This window comes from Pradoshia sp. TA40_28, assembly GCF_059694525.1.
Genome location: NZ_JCATZO010000009.1, coordinates 54,757 through 66,365 on the forward strand (window position 1 = coordinate 54,757; position 11,609 = coordinate 66,365).

The window sequence follows — 11,609 nt, forward strand, 5'->3', positions numbered from 1 at the left end:
GAATCAATGAGATGTTGTTTTACATTTACTGATTCATGGCATCTATATAGCGATACAATGTGGATTTACTAATCCCTGTTTTTTCTTTAATGTCCTGTAATGTATATTGTTTACTTTCGTACATTTGAAAAGCTTGCTCTAAACTCTCATTCGATTTTTTGGGGCGTCCAATCATTTTGCCTTGCTCTTTGGCCCCTTGTAAGCCAAAGGTTGTACTATGGCGTAAACATTGTGATTGTAGCTCAGCAAAGAAGGCAGCCAAATGGGAAAAATCCATTTTTGGCATGGTACGGTTTGTTAGGTTCTCCTCCAAAAAAATCATTTCAACATTGTCTTTATCTGCAATACGCAGAACGTCAACTAATTGGTGCAACGAATCTGCTAAAACAACAAGGCTCTGGACAATGAGTTGGTCTCCAGATTGTAGGTGCATGAACAATTCTTCCAGTTGACTGCGGTTTTTAGCATAAGGATGACCCTCTATAAATAACGAATCATATTTAATATTGATCAATTGTTTTTTCATATCTTCATCACCCACAATAGGGCGTTTGTAACCATATATCATGTTTTCTCCTCGCTTTCCCAAAACATTTCCTTTTTGGGAATACACGTGATAAGATAAGGAATGTTGTCCCAAAACAGTCTGATTATGGGACGTTTATATGTACTATAACGAAAGGGGTTAAAATATGCAATCTTTAAAAACACAATGGTTCGGTAATATACGAGGAGATATATTATCGGGGATTGTTGTAGCACTGGCATTAATACCAGAAGCGATCGCTTTCTCGATTATTGCGGGCGTCGATCCTATGGTTGGATTATATGCATCATTTTGTATCGCTGTCATTATTGCATTTGTTGGTGGCAGACCAGCGATGATATCCGCAGCAACAGGGGCTATGGCGCTTGTAATGGGCGATTTGGTTGCAGATCATGGATTAGATTATTTATTGGCAGCCACTATTCTAACCGGTATTATCCAAATCTTATTTGGGGTACTGGGAATTGCTAAGCTGATGCGCTTTATTCCTAATTCTGTCATGATTGGTTTTGTGAATTCTCTCGCCATCCTGATATTTATGGCTCAAGTTCCACATATATGGGGTGGGGGATGGATTACCTATTTATATGTTGCTCTGACTCTTCTGATTGTTTACACGGTACCAAGGTTTTTTAAGGCGATACCAGCTCCCCTAATTGCTATTATTCTATTAACTATTGCGGCCCTTTGGTCCGGTGCGAATATGAAGACAATTGGAGATTTAGGAACTATCACTCAAAGTCTTCCGTCATTCCTATTGCCTAACGTACCAATTAACTTAGAAACGCTTCAAATCATCTTACCCTATGCCATTGCGCTCTCAATCGTTGGGTTGATGGAATCTTTGCTGACTGCACAAATTGTAGATGATATGACTGATACGAAAAGCAATAAAACTCGTGAAGCATGCGGGCAGGGAATCGCTAATTTTATCAATGGATTCTTTGGAGGTATGGCTGGTTGTGCGATGATCGGTCAATCGGTTATTAATGTGAAATCAGGAGGAAGAGGACGTTTATCTACTCTTGTAGCAGGCTTGTTTTTGATGTTCCTCATTATTGTCCTTGGGGATTTAGTGGTTAAAATACCAATGCCAGTCCTGGTTGGGATTATGATTATGGTTAGTATTGGGACATTTGATTGGGGATCATTCAAATATATGGTTACTGCCCCTCGTACAGAGGCAATTGTCATGGTACTTACTGTAGGAATTGTGGTTTATACAGATAACCTGGCAATTGGTGTTGTGATTGGAGTTGTTCTTAGTGCTCTTTTCTTCGTTGGCAGAATTTCGAAAGTAAACGTGCATAAGGAAGGCTCTGTATATATCGTGGAAGGTCCATTATTCTTTGCCTCTACACAACATTTTGTCCAGGCATTTGAGAATGTGGATGAAAAAGAAGTTACGATTGATCTCTCAAGCAGTCATCTTTGGGATGAATCAGCGGTTGGATCGATTGTAAAGGTAGTGAATAAACTGGAAGAGCAAGATGTAGCGGTTACACTCAAAGGGATGAATCCAACAAGTAAGCAACTGTATAACAAGCTTTGGGAATTATCAAGTGGACATTAAGGAGGGTAAATAATGTATAAACATATTTTATTGGCAGCTGATGGTTCTAAAAATTCGTTGAGAGCGGCGCATGAGGCTGTGAAATTGGCTGGTGCAACAGCCGATTCATTAATAGAGGTTGTTTATGTGATTGATTTTAATAAGGCTAAAAATGAGGTTTTGCATGCAAACTCAGCTGAAAGCTTAGAACTTAAACGCCGTGCTAAGCTTGCTGCTATTGAAAAGCTGATCAAAGAAGCCAACGTGAAAATCAAAATAACTATTTTAAAAGGAACCCCTGGTCCTGAGATTATCCGTTATGCTAATGAAAAATCTGTTGATCTTGTCGTGATTGGCAGCCGCGGATTAAATAGTCTTCAAGAAATGGTATTGGGAAGCGTCAGCCACAAAGTCATAAAACGGGTTACCTGTCCTGCTTTAATTGTGAAATAATCCACTGCTAGAGAACCTAAGTGAACGCAAAGGTATTAACTGCCTTTGCGTTTTTATTTGGTCTAAAGATTACTTTTTTTATGGTTATTGCTACTGAATTAAATAATGTAAAATAAAGGTAGGTTGAGCGCTCTCCCCGATTATTTCAACATTCTAATCCTTTTCTTTTAGGCATTAAACAACCTGTATTGGAACATATGGTGAAATAAAGGTGCTTTTTCTTAGGAGGGATAAAAGTGAAAATCTATTTTCATTCAATAAAGAAAAATATATTTATTTTTCTTGCCGCGTTAATGATATTGTTTCTTACATTTGGATTTTGGTGTGGTGTTCCTTTATTTAGTATAATCATTATTTTTTCTGAAACGAATCTGCCACTCTTCTTTCAATTTGTTTTAATCTGCTGGAGTGTCGGTTTTTGTTTTTCCCTATTTTGTATCCCATTAAATCTCTTATTTGCTAAAGAATATTCTTCAAATAAACAAGTGCCTATAATGAACATTCTATTAAAAGCTCAAGGTATTTTGATGATGGTTGTAGCCTTTGTATTTGCGATAGTATATTTATTTATCATGAATAGTGTTTCCTGAACTGACTTATTTTCTTTTTTGAATGGAAGACTTTTTATAGATGGAAAAATTTCTGTTTGCCAGAGTTTTAGAGTGGTGTGTGGCTATTTAAAGGGAATTTTATAAGGGGGAATCTCTGTGATAGATAAAAAGGGGATTTTACAGTGGGAAAACGAAATTACTGTATTCGTGTTAATTTTTTTTCATTACTTATTTCACTTAAATTATTTTGGGATTTTTGTAGATGAGTATGGTTTAAGCCCTGATATTGTTGATGGTGGAGAAATATGGCTTACATTGGATTGGATTATTATTACTGTTATTGCTCTGTGTTGTATCTGGAATTAGTATTTTTAGTACTAAACAATATAAATGAAATAAAGTTCATACATATAGTCAAGAATAAAAATAGAAAATAAATTGCAAATTATCTTAATATAATAGAAGCTATTGTCGATTATATACTTTTAATTATAATTAGGTTATTAATTGTAGCGAATTACTAATCAGAAAGGAATTAAATGATTGTGAGCATTAAAGAGGAATATGAGAATCTTGATGTATCCGTAGGACAGATAAAGTATGCAAAGAGAATACAAAAATTGTTATGCGAAAAATTGGATATGGAATTGCCAAGCGAGTATGATTTATCTGAAATTGTGGTGGAACAGGCATTGTTTACTTATATAGATATACTGGAAAAATATTATCGATTGGATGGAAAACCGTGGGAAGAATTTTATGCAAGATATCACGGAGTAACTAATGTTCCTAGACGGTTAGAGGATTTTAGGGAACAGAAAAAAGGGAGTTTGCAACTTTTGAAAAAAAGGGAGAACTAAATTCTTAGCTGCCCTAAAAGATAAAACAATGAAGTAAAAGAGGACTTAGCAAATGTTAACTGATCAGGGGCTTTAGTGGATCAACAGCAGATAAGCTGTTTGTTTTTAGTCATATGCAACAGTCCTGTCTAAATAATAGAAAAGAGCTGCAAACTTTGCAGCCCTTTAGGTTGATTCAGTAATAAGCATTATAGATAAGGTTTATCTTAGACTGCGAGAGAGCTCTGTGAAAATAACGCCGAGCCCATAGGCTCCAGCATCAGGATAACCCAGGCTTCTTTCACCGACTGTACCAGCACGTCCCATGCGCGCAACAATCGTTTCTGTATATTTAGCTCCTTCAACGGCAGCTGCTGCCCCTTTTTCAAATGCAGTTTTAAAGTCTATACCGGATTTTGCACATTCAGACCAAATGTCAGCACATGGAACTAAGGCGTCGATCAGAGTTTTATCCCCTACGACTGCACCTCTTCCAAAGGAACGTTCTCCAGTCACTTGTATTCCTTTGACAGCTGCCTGCAGTAGATTAGCAAACTCCTCGATGGATAACTGATTTTTATCGCCAACGGCTTTGCTTGCTGCACGGAATGCAGAACCCCAAATTGGACCGGACGCACCTCCGCAATATTCCATGATGACTATCGAGCATGCATCCAGAAAATTCCCGATTGTTAATGGTTCCTGATTTAAGATAGAGCTCCATTCACGCTTTAATTGCTTGAATCCTTTAGCCACACTCATACCAAAGTCTCCATCCCCAGCATGGGAGTCAAGTTCACAGAATGGTACCTCATTTCGAATAATGACTTCACTCATTTTATCAATAAGGTAGATGATGTTCTCTAGGGTAATTACATTCTCTTGGATTACAGCATGTTCTTCGATTGTCTCTGTATCGAATGAAACGGTCTTTTCTTCGAGTTCTTCAATAGGGTCGGTATACTGAACAATTTCAACAGGCCCATCTACTTTAAATGCAGGAGCAGAGCATTCGCTTGATAACAATGTTCTTAGCTCATCATCTAGTTTCATGATGGTTAGGGATACTCCTGCCATATCAATACTTGTCATATAATTGCCGACAAAGGTTCGATAAACAGGAATATTTCTTTTATTCATTTCTCTTATAACGGAATTGTTAAATAGATAGAGTTCTTGAAGTGGAGTACCTCCAAAGCCATTTACAAGAACAGCTATTTCAGTTAATTCATCCCCATCTATTCCAAAATCCTTTAGAAGATCATTGATCATTTGTCCTGCCAGCTCATCTGCAGAAATCATTTTTTCTCTTCTAATTCCGGGTTCTCCATGAATGCCGACACCGTATTCAATCTCGTTTTCTCCTAATTTAAATGTAGGAGTTCCTTTAGCTGGTACGGTACAGGAAGTGAGAGCTGCCCCAATGCTTTTTACATTTTCAGCAGCTTTTTCTGCAACTTCTTTCACTTGCATAAGGTCTCTGCCTTCTTCAGCAGCTGCTCCAGCGATTTTATGAACCAGTACAGTTCCGGCTACGCCACGGCGCCCTACAGAGTACAGACTGTCTTCTACCGCGATATCGTCTGCAACCCGGACATATTCTACTTGAATACCATCCTCTATAGCCAATGCAGCCCCATTTTTAAAGTTCATGATGTCACCGCTGTAATTTTTGATAATCATCAGAACTCCCTTTTGGCCGGCAGCTGCTTTGATTCCTTGATACACTTGTATTTGAGATGGAGAAGCAAATACATCCCCACAGACTGCAGCATCGAGCATTCCTTTCCCAACGAATCCTGCATGTGCAGGTTCATGCCCACTGCCCCCACCGCTGATCAGGCTCACTTTGTTTTCATTAATTACTCGTTTCTTAATGATTTTATAGTTTTTAAGAAACTCGAGTTCAGGGTGTGCCATGATTAGTCCATTTGCCATCTCCATGACGAGATTCTCGGGTTTGTTTATAATCTTTTTCACTTGTATTGCCTCCTATTCTTATTAAAAAATGGTAGTCTTGCTAAATTTATTCATGCTATTAACAATATAATGTAAGCGTTTTAAAGTAAACGGACAATAACCCGGATTTGTCAAAATAGCCGTAAATATATCATTTATGTATAATTGAATTACAATTTTAATAGGGAAGGTATCTATGACCTCATCGATTATCACAAAAAAAATAATTGCAAAATCTTTAAAAGAATTAATGGAAACCGAGCCTTTTAACAAAATCTCAGTAAGTGATATTATGGTAAACTGTGAGATACGAAGACAAACATTTTATTATCATTTTCAAGATAAATATGAATTGCTTGGCTGGATTTATAAAGAAGAAACGAAAGAAAACATTACGGACTTTATTGGATATGAAAAGTGGGAGAATATCTTTAATTTGTTATTGGAATACTTCAGTCAGAATCGGCGCTTCTATCAAAATGCATTTAAAGTAGAAGAACAAAATTCATTTAATGAGTATTTATTTGAACACACAAAGAATTTGTATCTCGAAATTATTACCAAACGTTTGGAGGGAAGTAATATAATCGTTTCTGATGAAAGGAAACGATTAATGGCTTCTTTTTATAGCCATGGGTTTGTAGGAATAATAAAAGAGTGGATTGAGAATGATTGCAAGGTCGATTTATCTACGATGTCGTCCTTGATGAAAAATATGATAAATGATCAATTACTGCCATTTTTGCAGGAATGAGCAGCGAGAGGAAATAAAAATGAAAAAAATAATCAATGATGCTCAGCATGTGGTAAGGGATATGTTAGCTGGATTTTGTTTTGAACATAAAGAAAGGATTATTTATGAGACCGAACATGATCTTGTTTATCGGAGAGACCTGACAGAAATGCGAGAAGATGTTGTCATCATTAGCGGTGGCGGCAGCGGACACGAACCGGCACATTACGGCTATGTAGGGAAAGGAATGCTCTCGATTACGGTTAATGGGCAGATTTTCACTCCGCCAACGACTGAACAAATAGTAGCTGCCATTCGAATGGTTGATAAAAATAAGGGTGTCCTGCTCATAATTAAAAATTTTAAAGCTGATTTGGATAGTTTCCTGATGGCTGAATCCATTGCCAAAAAAGAGGGCTGGACTGTGGATCATGTCATTGTAAGTGATGACGTTTCCATTGAAGACGATGATTCCTTTAATAAGCGGAAACGAGGCGTTGCCGGTACCGTTTTCGTCCATAAAATTTTAGGGGCTGCTGCGCGTGAAGGCTATTCTCTAAATCAATTAACAGATATTGGTCAGTCTGTCGTTAGCCATTTACATACATTGGGTGTTGCATTTTCACCGGTAAACCATCCTGACCAAGAAAGAAGCTCATTTATATTGCAGGACAATGAAGTCTTTTATGGTATTGGGATTCATGGAGAAAAAGGATACCGAAAAGAGGTATTTCATTCCTCTGAAATATTGGCGATAGAGCTGATGAATAAACTAAAAAGTATTTATCGTTGGAAAAAAGGGGAGCAATTTGCCATTCTGGTGAATGGATTAGGGGCAACACCGTTAATGGAACAGTACATCTTTACCAATGACATCCGACGTTTATGCGAACTCGAAGACTTAGATATTAGATTTGTGAAAGTTGGAAACCATTTAACGTCCTTAGATATGAAAGGCATATCATTAAGTTTACTTAAAATTAACGATCCCCTTTGGGAAAAGTGGTTAAAAGCAGAGGTAGAAGTAGCCAACTGGTAGTAAGATCTAAATTGGCAGTCTCAAAGGATAAATCATAAGTAGGAATAAAAGAGTAAAAGCCCAGTTTATGCTCATCTTAGAAGAGCATAAACTGGGCTTTTTGTTTGTGTAAGTAATGCTAGATGAACTGAAGTATAGGTACCATTATGTCCATTATACTTTTAACTCTTTTACTGTTTCTCCTTTAATTAACATGGGTTGATAATAGGTTTCATTGGGTAAATCCTTTTTTCCTTGTAATTTCTTAATAACCCAATCAGCCGCATCACGTCCCATTTGTTCTTGCGGGTGTGTTAAGGTTGTCAGAGCAATCGTAGCGTTTTGGGCCATATAGGAATTGTCTTGCCCAATAATCGATAATTTATCCGGAATGGATATATCCAGTTGTTTGCAAACATTTGCTACTTCTAAACCGACTTCGTCGTTATAGCAAACAATAGCTGTTAACAAATCACTATTTTCTGTTAGGTACTTCCTCAAATTAGTGGATAATAGCGGCTTTGTTTCTGTATCGAATGTAAGCACATGCTCAGGACGAAATCCTAATTTTGCTTCTCCGAGTGCTTTTATATATCCCTTCATTCGATACTTTCCTTGTAAATCATCTGATTTTGATATGAGACCGATTTCGGTATGTCCTTTTGAAATTAATTCCTTTGTTGCAAGGTAACTGGACTGAACATCATCAAGACAAAGAAAAGGAACGCTTAATTCCTCATAGTAAGCATTGATCATGATAAAAGGAACCTCTTGTTCTTTAAATGATAAGTAGTATGAAATATTAGGGTTATATAAATTGCTTTTCGTAGGCTCTATGATCAAACCATCCACGCCAAAAGACAACATCATTTCCAACGCTTTTTTTTCTTGTTCAACATCATTATTCGTACTGGCTAATAGCAATGAATAATTCTCTTCTTTTAATCTTCCTTCGATTCCACGAATAATGGAGGGGAAAATGTAATCAGAGATATAAGTTGTAATGACCCCAATTGTTTTTGTGTTGGAGTGGCCACCTGATTTTATTTGGTACTGGTTACTGACATAAGTGCCAGAACCTTTTTCACTCCTTAGGAATCCCTCATTTGATAGCTCTAAAATGGCTTTACGAACGGTTTGTCGGCTCACCTCGTATATTTCTTGGAGGGCAGCTTCTGTAGGGATTTGTTCACCAACACTGTAATCTTCTGAAAGAATCTTGCTTTTTATATCATCGATGATGACTTGATATTTTGGTTTCATGATTGCCCACTTCCTTCAAAGTTGCTTGATCCCTATCCGATCTATTCGAAATAGTTGTATGTACATATTTTACTTGGTATTAGAGAGAAATTAAACAAGTAATTTAAAACCCAATTTAATCGTAAAATCTTTAGTTTCTCTTATAGTTATCAGGAAAACTAATATTAGTTTTTCAGGGGGCTACTAGTATAAAAGGATTAAAATTATGAAATTTGTATGTACTAATTTCATATTGTTTGACAATTGTACGTACAAATAAATATAATTGGGCTAAGTAGAAAGAAAGCGCAATCATTTTTCTGTAAATATTGAAACCGCTATCAGAATGGGGGTTTATATGAAAACAAACAAAGCAACTATTCAAGAGACGATCACCGAGGGAGAAACATCGCTAGGAATTGAATTTGGATCTACACGTATCAAGGCGGTATTAATGGACAATAATTTTGTTACCATCGCATCAGGAAGTTTTGAATGGGAAAACCGATTAGAAGATGGTTTTTGGACGTACAGCTTAGTGGATATTATTACAGGGCTGCAAGCAGCTTATCGTGAAATGAAGCAAGAAGTTGAAAGAAATTATGGAATGACCATTCGTACGATTGGTTCTATTGGGATTTCTGCCATGATGCATGGATATATGGCTTTTGATCGTACCGGTGAGCTACTAGTTCCATTTCGTACTTGGCGTAATTCAACAACCAGTACAGCAGCAAAAGAATTGACTGAAAAATTTGGTTTCAATATTCCTGAACGTTGGAGTATTGCTCATCTTTATCAAGCTATTTTAAATAAAGAGAAACATTTGCCGCGTATTGATTATGTTACCACTTTGGCAGGCTATATCCACTGGTTACTGACAGGAAATAAAGCGATCGGCATTGGAGATGCTTCAGGCATGTTTCCAATCGATGAATCAATACAAACTTACCATTCATCGATGGTTAAGCAATTTGACGAACTAATGATTACCAATGGTTACCCTTGGAGCTTAAAGGAGATTCTCCCCAAAATTTATCTTGCCGGAGAGCAAGCAGGTGTTTTGACTGAAGTTGGGGCAAAAATTCTTGATCAATCACAAAATTTACAGCCAGGCATTCCGTTTTGCCCGCCGGAAGGTGATGCCGGTACAGGAATGGTTGCCACAAATAGTGTGAGAAAACATACCGGGAACATTTCAGTAGGAACATCAGTCTTTGCCATGATTGTACTGGAAAAAGAACTCTCTGCAGTTTATCCAGAAATTGATATGGTAACAACACCAAACGGCAGCCCAGTAGCTATGGTGCATGCAAATAACTGCTCCAGTGATTTGAATGCCTGGCTGAGACTATTCCGTGAATTTTCCGAAGCAATGGGACAAAAAATTGAAACGGATCAGTTATATGAAGTGATGTTAAATAAAGCTCTGGAAGCTGATCCGGATGCTGGTGGATTGCTAAGTTATGGCTACTTGTCCGGTGAGAATATTACGGGATTAGAAGAGGGGAGGCCGCTATTTGTCCGATCTCCTGATAGTCAGTTTAATTTAGCAAACTTTATGCGGGCACATCTTTTTACTGCTTTTAGCGCTTTGAAAATCGGAATGGACATTATGACGAAAAAAGAAAGTGTTGAAATTGATGGAATATTAGCTCATGGTGGATTATTCAAAACTCCTGTTGTTGGTCAAAAAATTGTAGCAGCTGCCATTAATGCTCCGGTATCCGTTATGGCAACAGCTGGAGATGGTGGTTCATGGGGAGTGGCAATTCTGGCCTCATACATGATGAACAAAAAGGATAACGAAAGTCTGGAAGAATTCCTCGATCAAAGGGTCTTTGACAAGGTTGATAGTCAAGAAATATATCCGGATCAATTTGATGTTAAAGGATTTGAAACATTTATAGAGCGTTATAAAAAAGGTCTGGTCATTGAGCAGACTGCTGTAGATCATTTGATTTTATGAGTGGAAGTTTGGAGGGTTTCAAATGTTAGAAAAGTTAAAAGAGGAAGTGTATGAAGCGAATTTAGAATTACCCAAACATGAACTTGTGAAATATACATGGGGAAATGTAAGCGCGATCGATCGTGATAGTGGCTTATTTGTGATCAAACCCAGTGGTGTTGATTATAAAACGATGATGCCTAGTGATATGGTCGTTGTTGATTTAGATGGCAATGTGGTTGAAGGAGAATTAAATCCTTCATCTGATACTGCAACTCACGCAGTCCTATACAAGCATTACTCCGAAATTGGCGGGATTGTACATACCCATTCAACCTGGGCGACTATATGGGCTCAAGCAGGTTTAGATGTTCCGGCGATGGGAACCACTCATGCCGATACATTCTATGGTTCTATTCCATGCGCGAGGTTCTTAACTCAAGAGGAAGTTGATCGTGGCTATGAAGTGGAAACGGGAAAGGTAATTATCGAAACTTTTGAAAACCGTGGGTTAGATGTATTGGCTATACCAGGTGTTTTACTTCACGGACATGGACCATTTACTTGGGGAAAAAATGCTAAATCAGCAGTTATGAACAGTGTGGTATTAGAAGAAGTTGCCAAGATGAATTTGTTTACGCGTGAATTAAACCATTTTGCCGAAGAGTTGCCACAACGTATTTTAGATAAGCACTATCTGCGGAAACATGGGAAAAATGCTTACTATGGGCAAAAATAAGACAAACTATCAAACAATGAAAAGAGGA

At 37.5% G+C, this 11,609-nt stretch carries 12 protein-coding genes; 9 read left to right on the top strand and 3 right to left on the bottom strand.

Features of this window, described 5'->3' with window-relative positions:
* Positions 1-25 precede the first annotated feature (25 nt).
* The gene (locus AC58NB_RS12965) at positions 26-526 is read right to left on the bottom strand and encodes a recombinase family protein (protein ID WP_497427261.1); all 501 of its coding nucleotides are present in this window, start codon (positions 524-526) and stop codon (positions 26-28) included.
* A 166-nt stretch (positions 527-692) separates the two neighbouring features.
* Here AC58NB_RS12965 and AC58NB_RS12970 point away from each other — a divergent pair, with 166 nt between their 5' ends.
* The 5 genes from AC58NB_RS12970 to AC58NB_RS12990 all read left to right on the top strand — a co-directional run bounded on the left by AC58NB_RS12970 (position 693) and on the right by AC58NB_RS12990 (position 3,963).
* The gene (locus AC58NB_RS12970; protein WP_497427262.1) at positions 693-2,120 is read left to right on the top strand and encodes a SulP family inorganic anion transporter; all 1,428 of its coding nucleotides are present in this window, start codon (positions 693-695) and stop codon (positions 2,118-2,120) included.
* Positions 2,121-2,132: 12 nt separating this feature from the next.
* Positions 2,133-2,552, top strand: coding sequence for a universal stress protein (locus AC58NB_RS12975; RefSeq protein ID WP_497427263.1), 420 nt, complete (start codon positions 2,133-2,135; stop codon positions 2,550-2,552).
* A 236-nt stretch (positions 2,553-2,788) separates the two neighbouring features.
* On the top strand, positions 2,789-3,142 hold the full coding sequence (locus AC58NB_RS12980; protein ID WP_497427264.1) for a hypothetical protein: 354 nt from the start codon (positions 2,789-2,791) through the stop codon (positions 3,140-3,142).
* Between the two features lie 117 nt (positions 3,143-3,259).
* A complete protein-coding gene (locus tag AC58NB_RS12985; protein ID WP_497427265.1) occupies positions 3,260-3,469 on the top strand; it encodes a hypothetical protein in 210 nt (69 codons plus the stop codon).
* A 173-nt stretch (positions 3,470-3,642) separates the two neighbouring features.
* A complete protein-coding gene (locus tag AC58NB_RS12990; protein WP_497427266.1) occupies positions 3,643-3,963 on the top strand; it encodes a hypothetical protein in 321 nt (106 codons plus the stop codon).
* 201 nt (positions 3,964-4,164) lie between these two features.
* Here AC58NB_RS12990 and dhaK read toward each other — a convergent pair whose 3' ends face one another.
* Positions 4,165-5,922, bottom strand: coding sequence for a dihydroxyacetone kinase subunit DhaK (dhaK, locus tag AC58NB_RS12995; RefSeq protein WP_497427267.1), 1,758 nt, complete (start codon positions 5,920-5,922; stop codon positions 4,165-4,167).
* Between the two features lie 175 nt (positions 5,923-6,097).
* On the opposite strand from dhaK, the gene dhaS reads away from it, so the two are divergent.
* Positions 6,098-6,655, top strand: a complete 558-nt coding sequence (dhaS, locus tag AC58NB_RS13000; protein ID WP_497427268.1) for a dihydroxyacetone kinase transcriptional activator DhaS — start codon at positions 6,098-6,100, stop codon at positions 6,653-6,655.
* A 19-nt stretch (positions 6,656-6,674) separates the two neighbouring features.
* Positions 6,675-7,673 carry a DhaKLM operon coactivator DhaQ gene (gene dhaQ, locus AC58NB_RS13005; protein WP_497427269.1) on the top strand — a complete coding sequence of 333 codons (999 nt, stop codon included), beginning with the start codon at positions 6,675-6,677 and terminating at the stop codon, positions 7,671-7,673.
* Positions 7,674-7,826: 153 nt separating this feature from the next.
* Here the strand turns inward: dhaQ and AC58NB_RS13010 are convergent, their stop codons facing one another.
* Positions 7,827-8,915, bottom strand: coding sequence for a GntR family transcriptional regulator (locus tag AC58NB_RS13010; protein WP_497427270.1), 1,089 nt, complete (start codon positions 8,913-8,915; stop codon positions 7,827-7,829).
* 337 nt (positions 8,916-9,252) lie between these two features.
* Between AC58NB_RS13010 and AC58NB_RS13015 the strand changes: the two genes are divergently transcribed.
* Both AC58NB_RS13015 and AC58NB_RS13020 read left to right on the top strand, forming a co-directional pair.
* The gene (locus tag AC58NB_RS13015) at positions 9,253-10,863 is read left to right on the top strand and encodes a xylulokinase (protein WP_497427271.1); all 1,611 of its coding nucleotides are present in this window, start codon (positions 9,253-9,255) and stop codon (positions 10,861-10,863) included.
* Between the two features lie 22 nt (positions 10,864-10,885).
* Positions 10,886-11,581, top strand: a complete 696-nt coding sequence (locus AC58NB_RS13020; protein WP_497427272.1) for an L-ribulose-5-phosphate 4-epimerase — start codon at positions 10,886-10,888, stop codon at positions 11,579-11,581.
* Positions 11,582-11,609: the final 28 nt, after the last annotated feature.

Bases quoted from the DNA above. Each gene is read 5' to 3' on its own strand.
- AC58NB_RS12965 (WP_497427261.1), bottom strand. From the start codon at position 526: ATGAAAAAACAATTGATCAATATTAAATATGATTCGTTATTTATAGAG.
- AC58NB_RS12970 (WP_497427262.1), top strand. From the start codon at position 693: ATGCAATCTTTAAAAACACAATGGTTCGGTAATATACGAGGAGATATA.
- AC58NB_RS12975 (WP_497427263.1), top strand. From the start codon at position 2,133: ATGTATAAACATATTTTATTGGCAGCTGATGGTTCTAAAAATTCGTTG.
- AC58NB_RS12990 (WP_497427266.1), top strand. From the start codon at position 3,643: ATGATTGTGAGCATTAAAGAGGAATATGAGAATCTTGATGTATCCGTA.
- dhaS (WP_497427268.1), top strand. From the start codon at position 6,098: ATGACCTCATCGATTATCACAAAAAAAATAATTGCAAAATCTTTAAAA.
- dhaQ (WP_497427269.1), top strand. From the start codon at position 6,675: ATGAAAAAAATAATCAATGATGCTCAGCATGTGGTAAGGGATATGTTA.
- AC58NB_RS13010 (WP_497427270.1), bottom strand. From the start codon at position 8,915: ATGAAACCAAAATATCAAGTCATCATCGATGATATAAAAAGCAAGATT.
- AC58NB_RS13015 (WP_497427271.1), top strand. From the start codon at position 9,253: ATGAAAACAAACAAAGCAACTATTCAAGAGACGATCACCGAGGGAGAA.
- AC58NB_RS13020 (WP_497427272.1), top strand. From the start codon at position 10,886: ATGTTAGAAAAGTTAAAAGAGGAAGTGTATGAAGCGAATTTAGAATTA.